Annotated in this window: 10 protein-coding genes; 6 read left to right on the top strand and 4 right to left on the bottom strand. The window is 66.8% G+C overall.

Translation table 11 applies throughout. From position 1 onward, the window contains the following. Positions 1-179: 179 nt before the first annotated feature. Positions 180-2474, bottom strand: a complete 2295-nt coding sequence (locus ACN28F_RS18175; protein ID WP_421358814.1) for a non-reducing end alpha-L-arabinofuranosidase family hydrolase — start codon at positions 2472-2474, stop codon at positions 180-182. Between the two features lie 532 nt (positions 2475-3006). Between ACN28F_RS18175 and ACN28F_RS18170 the strand changes: the two genes are divergently transcribed. From ACN28F_RS18170 to ACN28F_RS18145, 6 genes are all read left to right on the top strand, one after another. Further along, positions 3007-3807, top strand: a complete 801-nt coding sequence (locus ACN28F_RS18170) for a YaaA family protein (RefSeq protein WP_421358812.1) — start codon at positions 3007-3009, stop codon at positions 3805-3807. Positions 3808-4319: 512 nt separating this feature from the next. Then, complete coding sequence (locus ACN28F_RS18165) at positions 4320-4514, top strand: hypothetical protein (RefSeq protein WP_421358810.1); 195 nt, start codon at positions 4320-4322, stop codon at positions 4512-4514. Positions 4515-4583: 69 nt separating this feature from the next. Beyond that, positions 4584-7751 carry a type 2 lanthipeptide synthetase LanM family protein gene (locus tag ACN28F_RS18160; protein WP_289209112.1) on the top strand — a complete coding sequence of 1056 codons (3168 nt, stop codon included), beginning with the start codon at positions 4584-4586 and terminating at the stop codon, positions 7749-7751. Beyond that, entirely contained in the window at positions 7745-9469 is a 1725-nt protein-coding gene (locus ACN28F_RS18155) for an ABC transporter ATP-binding protein (RefSeq protein ID WP_289209111.1), read from the top strand. The genes ACN28F_RS18160 and ACN28F_RS18155 overlap by 7 nt, the downstream gene beginning before the upstream one ends. An 11-nt stretch (positions 9470-9480) precedes the next feature. Continuing rightward, a complete protein-coding gene (locus ACN28F_RS18150; RefSeq protein ID WP_289209110.1) occupies positions 9481-10527 on the top strand; it encodes an MsnO8 family LLM class oxidoreductase in 1047 nt (348 codons plus the stop codon). Positions 10528-10919: 392 nt separating this feature from the next. Beyond that, positions 10920-11681: a transposase family protein gene (locus ACN28F_RS18145; RefSeq protein ID WP_289205445.1), complete on the top strand. Its 762-nt coding sequence runs from the start codon at positions 10920-10922 to the stop codon at positions 11679-11681. On the opposite strand, the gene ACN28F_RS18140 is transcribed toward ACN28F_RS18145, so the two are convergent. The 3 genes from ACN28F_RS18140 to ACN28F_RS18130 all read right to left on the bottom strand — a co-directional run bounded on the left by ACN28F_RS18140 (position 11660) and on the right by ACN28F_RS18130 (position 15652). Further along, positions 11660-12331: a LuxR C-terminal-related transcriptional regulator gene (locus ACN28F_RS18140; protein ID WP_421358807.1), complete on the bottom strand. Its 672-nt coding sequence runs from the start codon at positions 12329-12331 to the stop codon at positions 11660-11662. The two genes, ACN28F_RS18145 and ACN28F_RS18140, sit on opposite strands and share 22 nt — an antisense overlap. A gap of 112 nt (positions 12332-12443) precedes the next feature. Next, on the bottom strand, positions 12444-14876 hold the full coding sequence (locus ACN28F_RS18135; RefSeq protein ID WP_353850505.1) for an ABC transporter permease: 2433 nt from the start codon (positions 14874-14876) through the stop codon (positions 12444-12446). Beyond that, positions 14873-15652: an ABC transporter ATP-binding protein gene (locus ACN28F_RS18130; protein ID WP_421358805.1), complete on the bottom strand. Its 780-nt coding sequence runs from the start codon at positions 15650-15652 to the stop codon at positions 14873-14875. Before ACN28F_RS18130 ends, ACN28F_RS18135 begins: the two co-directional genes overlap by 4 nt. Positions 15653-15661 lie beyond the last annotated feature (9 nt).

Below are 15661 nucleotides of genomic sequence, written 5' to 3'. Positions count from 1 at the left end.
CCCGGGCGGGAGGGTGGACCCGCCCGGTCGCGGGGGCAGCATCCCCGGCGCGTACCCACGGACAGGGACGGCAAACCCGACCGTGGGGGGCGGACCTGTGGGTCTGCTCCGACCCGGACGGGTGCCGGGCCGGAGCAGACGGTGTCAGGTGGTGCGGTGGTTGCGGCCGTGCCGGTGGTTCAGCGTTGCAGGGTCAGCACACCCGGCCGGTACGGCAGGAGTCCGTAGTCGCCGCCGGAGTTCGGGTCCCGGCCCTGGTAGAGGAACTGGAGGTTGCAGGGGTCGATGGTCATGGTCTGGTCGGCGTTGGTGCGGATGAGTTCGCCGTGGCTGATGTCGTTGGTCCAGGTGGCGCCGCTGTTGGCCTTTCCGGCGAAGGGGTTGGATTCGCTGGTGGCGTTCGGGGTCCAGGTGCCGCCGAGGTTGGTGGCGGTGAAGGAGCGGAAGTAGCGGCCCTGGGAGCCGATGGCCTCGACGATCATGAGGTAGCGCTGTTGGCCCTGGAGTTTGTAGACCTGGACGCCTTCGAAGAGGTTGTTGGTGGTGTCGGTCATGATGGTGGTGTAGTTGGAGCCGAAGCTGCCGGGGAAGTTGCCGATGGGCATGCTGGCGCGGTAGATGCGGCCGTTGTCGCCGGCGAAGAAGAGGTACATGTTCTGGTCGTCGCCGATGAGTGCCTGGTCGATGGGTCCGGTGCCGGAGTTGGAGATGCTGCCGGTGAACAGGGTCTGGTGCGCCGACCAGCTGTTCACGTTCGTCGGGTCGGTCGACGTCCGGTAGGAGAACGCCGGGCCGCCCCACTGGTAGGCGAGCACCCAGACGTTACGGGGCGCGAAGTAGAACAGCGACGGTGCGACAGCGGAGAAGGGCATGGCGTTCTGGCTGGCGGAGCCCATCTGGTTCCAGTTGGAGAACAGGCCGAAGTTCATCGAGCCCCAGCTGGTGCCGAAGTCGTGGGTGGTGCCGTAGACGAGGTGCTGGCCGTTGTACGGGGCGTGGGTGAAGTCCTTCAACGACACCCAGCCGGAGCGGGGCTGGGCCAGCGCGCCGGTGGACGACCAGCGGTACGTCGACGGCAGGTTGCAGGTGCCACCCGGCGGCGGTGTGGTCGCCGGCGGTGCGGTCGTCGGGTTGGGGTTCGGGTTGCCACCGACCCGGACCAACTGCCACTGCTGGTTGGTGCCGCCCCAGTCGTCGTACTGCACGACGGCGCCGCCGTTGGCGGTGGACCAGTTGTAGACGTCGAGGACCTTGCCGGAGTGCCGAGCGCGTAGCCGGTAGTAGCCGCCGCCGGAGTCGACGAACTGCCACTGTTGGTTGTTCCCACCCGATCTGGCGTACTGCTGGATACAGGCGTTGTCCGCCGTGGACACGCCGCAGACGTCCAGCGCCTTGCCGCTGTTGCGGTTCAACACCTCGTAGTAGGCGCTCGGGTCGATCGGACCGTTCGTCGGTGGTGGCGTGGTGGGGTTGGGCCCCGGGGTGGTCGGGCTCGGGCCCGGAGTGACGCTGTTCAGCGCGGAGAGAGTCGCGTCGTACGCCTGCTTCTTGTTGCCGTTGTTGTCGAACAGCAGCGGCGTGCCGTAGGACCGCCACGAGTCACTGTCCCGGATACCCCACACCGTGATCCCGGTGCACCGGGCGATCGCCAGACAGTCGTTGACCACACCCCGGAACGCGTTCGCCTGCGCCTGCCCCGAGCCCTCGATGTCCAGCTCGGTGATCTGCACGTCCACACCCAGCGCGGCGAAGCTCGACAACGTCGTCCGGTAGTTCGACGGGTACGGCGACTGCGAGTTGAAGTGCGACTGCGGACCCACACAGTCGATCGGCACACCCCGCTGCTTGAAGTCCCGCACCAGGTTGTACGCCGCCTGGGTCTTCGCCCACGACCAGTTGTCGATGTTGTAGTCGTTGTAACACAGCTTCGCCCCCGGGTCGGCCGCCCGCGCGGCCCGGAACGCCGCCTCGATCCAGTCGTTACCCGTACGCTGCAGGTTCGAGTTACGCCGGGCACCCGAGTTACCGTCCTCGAACGCCTCGTTCACCACGTCCCACGAGTGGATCTTGCCCCGGTAGTAGGACGCGACCCGGGTCACGTGGTTGAGCATCGCCTGCCGCAGCGCGGTGCCCTCCATCCGCTCCATCCACGGCGGCTGCTGCGAGTGCCAGGCCAGGGTGTGACCGCGCACCGCCATGCCCCGCGAGATCGCGTGGTTGACGATCCGGTCCCCGTTGGTGAAGTTGAACTGGTTCTGCTGCGGCTCGGTCGCGTCGAGCTTCATCTCGTTCTCGGCGGTGACGCTGTTGAACTCCCGGTTCAGGATGTTCACGTACGTCGAATCACCGAGCTTGTTCGCCGCGACGGCGGTGCCGAAGTACCGGCCCGACTGGGCGGCGGCCGCCCCCAGCGTGGACTCGGCGGCGTTGGCGAGGTTGGGAAGCAGGGTCACGGTGAGGACCGCGACGAGCATGGCGGCGCCTGTGGCCCAGAGCGTTCGGAATCGACGCCGGGCCGGACGGTGGTGAGGGTTCACTGATCCTCCGGTGCGGTGGACGGATGTGCACTGGTTGGAGCGGGACGGATTGTTAGCGCTAACATCGATGTAGATTCATCTAGAGTTGCAGAAGGTTCCGGGGTTGGCAACCGTCGGGATCCGACTCGTCCCGCATTCACCACGGTCGCCCTCACATGGCACCTGACCTGGCGTACACGATCGGTGACACATCGACGTGGGTCACCAGACGGCGCCGTACCGCTGCGGCCTGGCCGGCTCGACGGACCGGGATTGCGAGCTGCGGGCGACCACATTTCCGGAAGTTTTGCGAACAGTACGCCGGCACCAGCCGGACCGGGCGACCGGCGACGAGCGACCGGGCGACCGGCGGCGGGCCGGGGCAGCTCGCCGGCCCCGGCCGACGACAGGTCCGGGTCGTGCGGTTGTATCGGGGCGACGGCAGCGCCACAGCCGGCGATGCGCCACCACGACCCGGCGAGACGGACCCATGATCATCCTGATGCACAGCTCCAAGACGATGCGCCCACCGACGGGCGACCACGGTCACCCGACGCCCGGCGTACCGGCGCTGCTGGCGCGGTCCACCGAGCTGATCACCTACCTGCGGACCCTCTCGGCCGATCAGCTCCGCCGGATGATGGCCGTCTCCACCGAACTGGCGCAGCGGACCCGGCAGCAGTACGCCGAGTGGACCACCACGCCGCAGCACCAGAGCCCCGCGGCGGCGACGTTCGTCGGTGACATCTACAGCGGGCTGCAGATCGACACGTTCGGCCCGGCCGACCGGTCGCACGCCGACGCGCACCTGCGCATCCTCTCCGGCCTGTACGGAATCCTGCGCCCCTTCGACGGCGTCTGCCCGTACCGCCTCGAAATGGGTTACCGCCTGCCCGCCGAGCCGTACGCCAACCTGTACCGGTACTGGGCGGACTCGATCGCCGCGCAGCTGCCGGCGACCGGTTGGATCGTCAACCTCGCCGCCAACGAGTACAGCAAGGCCGTCCTGCCGCACGTCGACCCCGGCCGGGTGGTCACCCCACGGTTCCGCACCGTCGACCCGGCATCCGGCGAACCGAAGTTCGTCGTGGTCCACGCCAAGATCGCCCGGGGCGCGTTCGCCCGGTGGCTGGTGTCGCGCCGGATCGCCGACACCGCCGACCCGGTCGCCGAGCTGCGCGCGTTCGACGACATCGGCTACCGGTACGACCCGGCGTCCAGCACCCCCGACGCCCCGTCGTTCATCTGCCAGGAGTTCGGCGGCAAGGGCCTGTCCGTCCGCCTCACCTGACCGTTCGGCGTCAGCCCAGCCGAGTCGCCAGGTGCAGCACCTGGCGACGTTGATCTCGCTGGCGCCCCCGCCGCTCTTCGACACTGTCGTTGGCCCCGCCTGCGGGTTCACCGCGCTGGTTCGCCACCAACCGCACCAAGGCGAGCAAGCGACAGATGTATGGCCGCGCGAACCTCGGCCCTCCCCACGAACGCGCTCCGACCAGCCCACGCGATCCGCGCGAACCGCCACCAAGATCAATCAGAGAACGTTTGCCGGAGCCAGTTTCCACGCGCTACCGACACCTTCTATCTTGAGATTCAAGATTCGGTCAACCGTCGGCTGGATGTTTCTTCATCTCCGATCATCTCCACCCACCCCCCACATGGCGGGTAGCGAATCGTCGATCGGCGTCGTTTCAATTGACGACGGGTTACCAATTCAGGTTGGACGGAATTGCGGCCATGGCGCCGTGGCTGCATTTGGTCGATCCTGGGCGATCGCCCGGTGATTCACAGGAAGGAAGGAAAGAGATGTCCACTCTTGCCATCGAAAAGGCCTGGAAGAACGCTGATCTGCGGGACGGGGACACCGTCGACCCGGCAGGCAGCGGCTTCGGCGAACTGACGTTCGAGGACCTCCGCGAGGATCGGACCATCTACGCCGCCAGCAGCGGCTGGGTCTGCACCCTGACCATCGAGTGCGGCACGCTGATCTGCGCCTGCTGAGGACCGGCCATCGGGCCCGGGAGCGTGCAGCGCACCCTCCCGGGCCTCCCCTTCCCCGCAGGAGCAGCAATGTCACCGGCCCTTGCACTTGATCCCTTCAATATTCGACGAAGTGCCTACCTGCACGAACGTCCGGCATCGACGAACGACCAGCCGACACCGGGACACGATGATCTTGTTTGTTCGTGGCGAGATTCCGCCTTCCTCGATGACCGCATTCTCGACATCCGGTTACGCGAGTTGGCGATAAGTCGTGCTGCATTTGGGAAAATGATCTCGGGGGAGGATTTCGACCCACCCGACCATCTGCTCGACTGGGCGAACGAACTCGCAGTGGTGCTCGACACGGACGCCAGCGAGGTAGCCTTTCTCAAACTGCCCACCAGATTGTGGTCCCAAGGGTTCGACCGGCTACTTTTCAGCGGCCTGATTCATCCGTTTCTCGCTTTCTACGAGGCGCGACTACGGGAGCGCCTAGCGGAGCGAACGTCCATCGCCGGCTTACGCAATTCACTGCTTGAGGCACTCGCCAACCGGTTACTGTCGATCGCAACCCGAACCATGCTGTTGGAACTCAACGTCGCTCGCTTGCACGGCAAGCTCATGGGCGACACCCCGCAGGAGAGGTACGACGACTACGACAGGCGGCTGCTCACCGACCCAGATTACCTTCGTGCGTTGTTCGGCGAGTATCCCGTGCTCGGTCGGTGTCTCATCGAAGCCGGCCGGCGTTGGGTCGACTACACAGCAGAACTGTTCGAGCGCTTAGCCGGGGATGAGCATCAACTGCGGCGCGTTGGACTGTTACCCCCGTCAGCGACCGTCGTGAGCGCCTTCCGGCTTGACCTTGGAGATCCACACCATGGTGGACGGTCAGTGGCGCAGGTGACCTTCTCCGACGGCACCGATCTGATCTACAAGCCGCGGTCGGTAGCAGCCGAGAAGGCGTACGCCGAGACAGTCGCCGCTCTGGACCGGCAAGGACTGAGTGTGCCGGTGACCGCTCCACGGGTGCTCGACTGCGGCGGGCATGGCTGGTGTGAGTTCGTCCGGCACGCGCCCTGCGTCGACGCCGACGAACTATCCGACTTCTACCGGCGAGCAGGTTCCGTGCTGGCGGTGATGCTGCTGCTCGGCGGCGTGGACATGCACATGGAGAACGTGATCGCTGCCGGTTCGTCGTTCACGCCCATTGACCTGGAGACCGTACTGCAGTGCGGTGAACTCGGCCGCTCGGCCGAAGATGCGTACGGGCGCGCGCTGGACGTGCTCAACCGTAGTGTGCTGGCGGTCGGTATCCTTCCGGCCCGCGCTTTCGGTGGCCGGCAACGCCACAGTGTCGACGTCAGCGCCATCGGAGGCGGGGAACCGCAGGCCGCTCCGCGCCCGATTCCCCGCGTGGTGGACGCCTACACCGACGTTGCCCGCATCGAAGCAGTCGAGGCAGTCATGGCCGGCGCATTGAACCGTCCAGTTGTCACCGGCGGGGAGGTGCAGCCCTGGACGCATACCTCCGAGGTGGTCGCCGGCTTCACCGAGGCGTACGACCTGATGGTTGCGCACCGCTCCGACTTCGACCGGCTGCTACACGGGTTCCGGGACGTCGAGGTACGCCATCTGGCTCGTCCGACCCGGCGGTACAGCCTCTTCCTGACGGAGAGCTTCCACCCGGATTATCTGCGCGATGCCAACGACCGGGACAGGCTGCTTGACAAGCTGTGGGCCGCCGCCGACGCCCGTCCGGAACTTGTCCCGATCATCGAATCCGAGCGACGTCAACTGCTCGCCGGTGACATCCCCTGCTTCCAGAGCATCGCGGGGAGCCGCGAAATCCGCACTGGAGCCCGTCTGCTGCATCCGGGGTACTTCGGTGCCTCAGCCATCTCGGTGTTGACCGGGCGGCTGGCCGAGTTCGGACCGGCGCACCGCGCTGCCCAGGTCCGGATAATCGAGGACTCGATGGGCACCCTGCCGCGGCCGCGGCCGGTCGTCGGCCAGCCCGTCGCCCGCCCTGGTGGACATGAGACGGATCCCGCTGTGCTCGCCAACCGGATCGCGCGGCGGCTGGCGGACGAGGCGATCCTCGGCACCGACGACGTATCCTGGATCGGCGTCAGCATCGAGGGCATCACGCAGGAAACCTACAGCTACAAGCCGTTGGCGACTGGACTGTACGACGGTATCGCGGGGCTCGCGGTGATGTACGCATATGCGGCCCGAGTGTTCGGTGACGACCGGTACCTGGAGATCGCGCACCGTGCCGCCCGCCCTGTAGTGGGCTACCTGCGGTACCTCGCCGAGCATCGTATCGTCGAGACGGTCGGTGCCTACAGCGGTACCGCCGGCTTGCTCTACGCCCTGGACCACGTTGCACACGCGACGGGCGAGCCGGTGTACTGGGAGGCGATCTCCGAAGCGGTCCCGTGGTGGCGCGAGTGCGCCACGCGCGAGGAGTGTCCCGACCTCATCGCCGGACTGGCCGGGTGCGCAGTGGTCGCTCTGGATCTACACCGGCGACATCAGATGCCCGGCGTACGGGACGTGGCGGCAGTGTGCGCTGAACGCTTGGCGGCGAACGTGGTCGACGTGAACGGCGCAGCCGGCTGGCCAGCCACCCCAGATGGTCCGCTGCTGGGGGGCTTCTCACACGGCGCGGCCGGTATCGCATGGCCGCTGTACCGGCTCGCCGCAGAGTTTGACGATCAGTCGCTGCACGAGCTGGCGAGCCGGGCGGTCGATTTCGATCGCGCCCTGTACGTGCCTGCCGATGGCGCCTGGCGCGACCTGCGCCCGGAGATGGCGGGTACTGGCTCCTACCCTGCCCTGTGGTGCCACGGTGGTGCCGGCATCGGGCTGTCTCGGCTTCTCATCCTCCGAGACCACCGTCAGGGTGACAGCGGGTTGATCGCGGAGGCCGACGCAGCCCTGAGCCTGGTGGCTGCCAAGGGTTTCGGTCTGAATCACAGCGTCTGCCACGGTGACTTCGGTGCCTTGTCGCTGTTCGATCTCGCAGAGCGGGTCCTACCGGCACCGGGCAGGTACGAACGACTGACCGCATCGGTGGTCGGTGACATCGCCACGAACGGAATGCGTTGCGGTCTGGTCGGAGACATCTACATGCCGGGCCTGATGTTGGGCGCCGCCGGCATTTGCCTGGGCCTGCTGCGACTTGCGTACCCGGCCGAAGTTCCTGCGATCGCCTGGCTGGAAACGCCCGACAGCCCACGCACGTGCTGAGTCGTTCGAGCGTGCTGCGGCGTAGCCTGTCCGCGCATCGGGGCAAGCTGATCGCAGCTGGGGTGCTCGCGCTCGTCGGGGTCGCGGGACAGCTCTGCCAACCGTTGCTCATACGTCGAGTACTGACCGCTCTTGAGTCGGGCGAGCCCTATGGGACGGCTGCGACGTTGGTGCTGGCCGTGATGGTCGCTGGAGCGGGTGTGGGTGCCGCACAGCAGTTCCTTTTGCAGTGCACCGGGGAGGCGGTGGTGTTCGCCGCGCGACGCGCCCTCGTCGTGCACCTGCTACGGCTGCCGGTCAGTGTTTACGATGGGCGCGAGTCCGGCGACCTGATCGCCAGGGTCGGCTCGGACACGCCGCTGCTCCGCTCGATGTTCGCCTCCGGTGTGGTCGATATGGTCAGCGGACTGCTCCTGGTGTCCGGAGCATTGATAGCAATGGCGATCATCGACCCCCTACTACTCGGCGTCAGCCTGTTGCCGGTGCTGCTGGGGGCGGTGGGCGTCCGCTTCCTCAGCCGGAGACTGGCGGCCGTGAGTGGGACCGTCCAAGAGACGGTCGGGGGGCTGATCGCCGCGTTGGCTCGCGCCCTCGGTGCCGTCCGTACGATCCGCATCGCAGGCGCCACCGATTCTGAGACCGCCAAAGTGGTCGAGTGCGCCGACCAGGCTCGACGCGCAGGCGTCCGGCTCGCGCAGGTCTCCGCGTACATCGGCCCGATCGTGCGGCTTGCCCTGCAGGGTGCGTTCGTCGCCGTGATCGGATTCGGCGGTCTGCGGGTTGCACAGGGTGCCATGCAACTTGGGGACTTGGTGGCGTTCCTGTTGTTCCTGTTCGTCCTCGCACTGCCGCTAGCCCAAGTCGCCGACGCCGTGACCACGATACAGAGCGGGCGGGGCGCATTGAGCCGAATCCAGGAGATTCTCACCTTGCCGGACGAGAAACAGGTCATGCCGGCACGGTCGTCGACCATCTCCCCCACCTGGCACCCCGTACCCGCCATCGAGTTCGATGACGTGTCATTCGGCTATCACGGCGACGTGGTGCTGCGTAACGTCAGCTTCCAGATTCCTGAAGGCAGTACCACCGCCCTGGTGGGACCGTCCGGAGCTGGCAAGTCCACCATCCTGGCATTGATCGCTCGCCTGTACGAGGTCTCCAAGGGAGAGATCCGGTTGTACGGTCGTGACATCCGCGAGTACCCCTTGGACGAGTTACGCGCCCTTCTCGGATACGTGGAGCAGGAGGCGCCGGTGCTGGCCGGCTCCGTCCGGGACAACCTCACCCTTGCGGCTCAGGAAGCATCCGATCTCGAGATCGATGCAGTTGCCCGAGCGGTGAACCTGGACCTGCTGATCGCGCGGCACCCAGCTGGCCTGCAAGCTCCGGTCGGCGAGGGTGGGGGCATGCTTTCCGGCGGGGAGCGGCAGCGGTTGGCGGTCGCCCGGGCGCTGCTCGCCAAGTCGCCAGTTCTGCTCTTCGACGAACCGACCGCACATCTGGACGCCCGCAACGAGCAGCTACTGCAGGACAGTCTCGGAACGCTCGCCGCCGGACGCACCGTCCTGATCGTCGCGCATCGGCTGGCCACCGTGGTACGCGCCGACCGGATCGTGGTTATCGACGAGGGCCGCGCCACAGCCGTCGGACAACACGATGACCTGCTCACCAACAACGAGCTCTACCGGGAGTTCGCGGGTCGGCAGCTGCTGATCTGAGCGTTCATCGAGTGAACACTCGTGAGGAGGAAGCCTTGGGAGACATCGTGCTCAGCGTGTTGGATCAGGTTCCGGTGTTCCGTGACGGCAGCCCGGCTGAGGCGGTCCGCGACTGCGTCACGTTGGCCCACAGCGTCGAGTCGCACGGCTACCACCGGTACTGGATTGCCGAACACCACGGCAGTGCGGCACATGCGTGCGCCGCGCCCGAGGTGGTCGCGGCTGCGGCGGCTGCAGTCACCAGCCGGATTCGGGTTGGCAGCGGCGGCGTGCTGCTACCTCATTACAGTCCCCTCAAGGTGGCCGAAACGTTCCGTGTTCTCACGGCTCTGCACCCGGGACGCATCGATCTCGGTTTCGGGCGTGGACTCGGCGGTCCGCCCGCCTTCGCGGAACTACTCAATCCCTACGCGATCCGCACTGACGAGGCTTTTCTACAGCAGATCGGAGGATTGCTCGGATTCCTTGGCGATGGCCGGACGATCACCAGGGTGTCTGTGACGCCCGAGATACCAACGCCGCCGATACCTTGGATGCTCGGCTCTGGAAAATCCAGCGCCCAGATGGCTGGGATGCTCGGGCTACCCTTCTGCCTCGCCCAGTTCATCGCCCCCGCCGAATGCCCGGAGGCCCTCGCGGTGTACCGGGAAAAATTCCGCCCCTCGGCGTGGCTGGAACAGCCACAGGCGATGTTGGCTCTACGGGTGCTATGCGCTGATTCGGATGCTGAGGCCGAGGAGTTGGCGGCCTGCTTCTGGATGTCGTGCACCACGGGGTGGAGGGCGCAAGTTCAGCGCACCGACGAGTACCGAGGGGGCGCGCCGAATCTCGATGATGCCCGCCGTTACCAGCTCACGGACGAGGATCGCAGACTGCGCGAATCCCGCCCGTACCTGCAGATCGCAGGCACACCCGCCGTGGTGGGGAAGGAGATCCGCAGGCTGCAGACCCTCTACGACGTCCATGAGGTGATGCTGACGACGAACTGCCCCGGCCTTGGGGCGCGGCAGCGCTCATACGAGCTGCTTGCGGAGGAATTTCGACTGTCAGTGGAATAATCAGAACAGGCAGTGAACCGCAGTGTTCTGCAAACCTCGGCTGCCGGCGCCAACCACCTCGCGGAGCTGGATTTGAGCACAGAGGATGTAATTCGCATTTGGGTAATCCGATATTTCTATGGCGGAATGCATGCGCAGACCACAGCATCAGTCGACGCACCGCCGGATCCTGCAACGCCTGCGGTTACTGCTTCGTTCCCGCCATCTCTCGATCCTTCCAAGCGGGGAAGTTCTCTACAAGATCCAGGGTCGTTCAGCAGCGACGGCCATCCTCGAGGCTTATTCAGCAGGGCCTCGATAGCCCACAGTGGACCCCCTGATAAATGAGACGGCCCGCCCTCCCATAGGATGGAGTTACCACACAACAACCAAAGAAAAGCGGACCGCCGAACATGTATCATACCACCGGCTTCACGACCGATCAGATCCGCGACCTCTGCGTGCTGGTCCGCGCCGAATGCCGGAACCTGGGCATGGAACCGTGGCCACCGATCCTCGGCCTCTACCGCGCCCTCGTGGTCACGTTGACCTACATGCGGCGCAACCGCGTCCAAGCGGAGATCGCCGAGGCGCACGGCGTCTCCCAGTCGACGATCTCACGGGCGGTCACCGCCATCACCCCGGTCCTCGACCGCGTGCTGGCGGGGTTCGTGCCGACCGCCGACGAGCTCGACCCGACCGTCCAGTACATCGTCGACGGCACCCTGTTCCCCTGCTGGTCATGGCGCACGGACCGCTGTCTGTACTCCGGCAAGCACAAGACCACGGGCATGAGCGTCCAGGTCGCCTGCACCCTCGACGGCGCGCTCGTCTGGGTCTCCGATCCCGTCACCGGCAACCACCACGACTCGTACGCGATCAACGACACCGGTGTTCTCGTCAGCCTGAATCCTGCAGGCTGGATCGGCGACAAGGGATACGTCGGCAACGGCATGATCACCCCGTACAAGAAGCCCAAGGGCGGCGAGCTCACAGAGTGGCAGAAGGAATACAACAGGCAGGTCAACAAGATCCGCTGGGTCGTCGAACAGGTCATCGCGAATCTGAAGACCTGGAGAATCCTGCACACCGACTACCGCAGACCGCTCGCGACCTTCACAGAAACGATCTCCTGTGCCATCGGGCTGCACTTCTACAGGATCGCCTGTGAATAGACCTCCTCGTCGACACAAAGGCCAGCGGAGCAAGCCAGGACCGCAGCCTGTACGCGGTTTCTCACGTGCAACTTTGCGAGTATGAGGCTGACGTGCTCCTTCACGGTCGCCGTGCTGAGAAAGACTTGTTTGCTAATCTCGGAGTTGGTGAGTCCTGCAGTGAGTAACCGCAGGATGCTCTGGTCTCGGTCAGAAAGCTGTTTGAGCCGCTCGACCGCTCGTGAACCGTAAGTGGGAACGACCTCAGGCCGGATGGCCGCATGCATCACCACCGAGGATGCCTCGGGCGCCAGCACGACGCTACCCCGGGCAAGCGCCCGCACTGCCGCGACAAGCTGCTCAGGTTGAGTGTCGCGCAGCAGAAAGCCGCACGCCCCACCTCGTAACGCATCGAGCACAAGGTCCGGCACAGCCCGAGTGGTCAGGACGGCGATGGCGGATACTCCACCCAGAGCCTGCAGTTGGTCGAGCACAGTGATTTGTTCCCGCAAGCCGGCGAGCAGCACCACGGCCGGCCGGCGCTGCTCGACAGCGGATCGGGCGTCCTTCCACTCAGTGGTGGCGACATCGAGTCCTCCGCCGCTCTCCAGAATCATCTTGATTCCGACACTGATCAGGGTCTCGTCGCCTACCACCAGCACATCCGTCACGAACCGTCCCCCGCCAAGCCGAGTCTGAACAACCTGACAGCAAGGACAGTAATAGACATATTTGATCAAGTCAATATAAGTTCACTTTCAGCATGCGAAGTTGCACATTTTGCTACCGAGTCAGCCCCTCGGCGGGTGCCACCCTGGCCGCTCGGCGGGCCGGCGCCACACTCGCCAGCACCCCGGTCAGGATGGCAACTACGAGGACTAGGACGAGTTGCCCCCAGGGCAGCCGGATCACCGGCTCAGCGGTGCGCCCCACCGCTGCGGCGACCCCGGCCAGGCCCACGGGAACCCCGATCAGGATTCCGATGAGGGTGCCCAGGGTGGTGATGGTGACGGCCTCAGCCGTGAGCATCGACCTCAGTCGCCCCCGGCGGGTGCCGAGAGCCCGCAGCAGCGCCATCTCCCGGGCCCGTTCGATGACCGACAGGCCGAGCAGGTTCGCGATGCCCAGCAGGGCGATCACGACGGTCACCAGCAACATCGCCAGGGAGAGACCGAGCAGGATGGACAGGACGTTGGCGATGTCGCCGCCCTCGGTGACGCCGCCGCCGACCTGGACTCTGGGGTCGCGCGCAGCCACCGCGTTGACGTCGGCGGTCAGGGCGTCCCGGTCGAAGCCCACCGCCGCCGCTGCCCACACTGCGGTCGGGGTCGTCGTGATCTGATGCGCGGCCAGGGTCGCCGGGTTGACCACACCGAGGAGTTGTCCCGTGGTGTCGGCCAGCCGGGAGGCGTGGGCGGTCAACCGGAGTTCCCGCTCGCCCACCGCCACGGTGATGGGCTCACCCTCGGCCAGTCCGAGGGCGGTGAGGTAGGTGGCGGGGAGCAGGACGGTCCCTTCTGGCCGGGCCTGGGGAGCGAGGTTCTCGGGTGTGGCCGCGAGCAGCCGGGGTGTGGCCCTGCCACCGTCGGGGAAGCGTGCGGTGATGGTGCCGACCGTCGCGGTGGTCGTGACCTGCGGTACCCGGGCCAGAGCCTCAACTGTGTCGATGCTGATCGCCGAGCCGTCGGTGCGGAGGCTGGCCGCGATCGGGTACCGAGCCTCCAGGTCCGCGGCCACGGTGGCACGTCCGGTGGTGGCGGCCACCGCCAGGCTGCTGATCAGGGCGGCGCCGACCACCACGACCATCGCGGCCGAGGCAGTGCGGCGGGCGTTCTGGCTAAGACTGGTGCCGGCCAGACCAGCGGCAACCCCGAAGCGTTCGAGTAGTCGGGCCACCGGAGCCAGCAGCAGGCCGATCAGTGAGGGCAGGCCCGTCAGGAGGCCGGTCGCCAGAAGCAGCCCGCCCACCAGGGCCAGGGGTAGTGCGGCACCGACGGCGGCCACGACCAGCGCCACCGCACCGATGGCGGTGATGATGCTGCCGACGACCAGACGACGACCGATCCGGACCGATCCGGCCGGTGGCTCTTCAGCTGTCTGCAGGGCCCGGACGGGAGGGATCCGGGTGGCCCGCCGGGCTGGTGTCCAGGCAGCCACCACCGTGGCCACCATTCCGACGGCAACGCAACCGGCCAGGGCGGTCGGTGAGACCCGTAGGCCGCCACCAGCGATGTCCAGGGTAGTCGCGCCGAGGTAGCCGAGACCCACCCCGACAGCGGCACCAGCCAGACCGCCGATCCCACCGACGATCGCAGCCTCCGCCAGTACCATGCGCCTGGCCTGCGACCGGTGGCCGCCGACCAGGCGCAGCAGCGCGATCTGCCGAACCCGCGCGACGATCACCACGTGGAAGGTGTTGGCCACGACCAGCATGGCGGCCAGCAGCGCCACCGCCGCGAACGCCAGCATCAGTACGACGAGTTGTCCGTTGCCGCCGGCGAAGCGGGCAGCCGCCTGGTCGGCGACGACCGAGGCCTCGGAGACGGTGATTCCGTCGCCCAGTCTTTCGCGGAGCGCGTCGAGGGTGGCGGCCAACTGCGCCCGGTCGGCGACGGTCAGCAGCGCGGCAGGCGGCACGTCCCCGGAGAAGAACGACGCCGGGGCGTAAAACCGGAAGGATGAACCGGTCAGCGGCTGGAAACCCAGATCGGCCGCGCCGGTCACGGTCACCGGAACCGGTGCCAGGTCGCCCTGTCGGAACGTCAGGGTGGCACCGACCTCCACGCCGAGGTCGTCGAGGGTCCGCTGGTCGGCCACCACCTGGTTGGAACGGCTAGGCCACTGCCCCCCGTCCAAGGCGAACCAGCGCACCCGTTCGGTAGCAGCGATGCTCTGCACGTTGGCGTCGCCGCGACGGGAGCCACCAAAGACGGTGACCGTACGGGCGTGCTGCGGGTCGGCCGAGCGCACCCCCGGTACGGAGGCTGCAGCCTGGTACCACTCCGGGTCCTTGACCGTGTCGTCGGCCTCCAAGACTATGTCGGCGGTGGTCAAGGGTGCGGCGGCGGTACGGCGTAGTCCCTCGCTGGAGGTCGCTGCGAAGGTCGCGGTCGCCGTCAGGAAGCCGGTAGCCAGGGTCACCGCCATGACGATGGCGAGCAGGCGGGCCGGGTACGACCGCAGCTGCGACCAGGCAAACGCGAAGATCATGGTCACACCGCCACCGCTGCCATCGCCACCAGGATCTGTTCCCGGGTCGGGCTGCGTAGTTCGGCGTGGATCCGACCGTCCGCCATTACCAGGACCCGGTCGGCGTAGGTGGCCGCGCCCGGATCGTGAGTCACCATGATGATCGTCTGTCCCTCCCGGCGGGCCGCCTCCCGCAGGGTTCCCAGCAGGGCCCGCCCGGTGGCGATGTCCAGGGCGCCGGTCGGTTCGTCGGCGAAGATAACCGAGGGCCTGGTCAGCAGCGCCCTGGCCACCGCGACCCGCTGCTGCTGGCCGCCGGATAGCTCGGCCGGCCGGTGTGCCAGCCGGTCGCCGATCTGCAGCGCCCCTGTGACCCGGCGCAGTTCGTCCGGGTCGGGACGCCGCCCGGCCAGCCGCAACGGCAGCACGATGTTCTGCTCGGCGGTCAGCGTCGGCAGCAGGTTGAACGCCTGGAAGATGAAGCCGACCCGGTCTCGGCGCAGGTCAGTCAACGCGCGGTCGTTCAAGCCGGCCAGCGACGTTCCCGCCAGGCTCACTGTGCCCTGGGTCGGGGTGTCCAGACCGGCCATCAGGTGCATCAACGTGGTTTTGCCCGATCCGGACGGGCCCATGATCGCGGTGAACTCCCCAGCCAGGAAATCCGCAGATACGCCGTCCACCGCGACCACCGCTGCCGCACCGGTGCCGTAGGTCTTCCGGACCTCGCGGCAGCTCACCATCTCGGCAAATGTCGTATGCGTCGTCACCGTACCCACGGTAGGAATCAGCGCATCCCGACACATCCCACCAAG

The organism is Solwaraspora sp. WMMA2101 (assembly GCF_049179175.1).
Classification (GTDB): domain Bacteria; phylum Actinomycetota; class Actinomycetes; order Mycobacteriales; family Micromonosporaceae; genus Micromonospora_E.
Note: the sequence above shows the minus strand (reverse complement) of the source record. Positions and strands in the feature narration are given on the sequence as shown.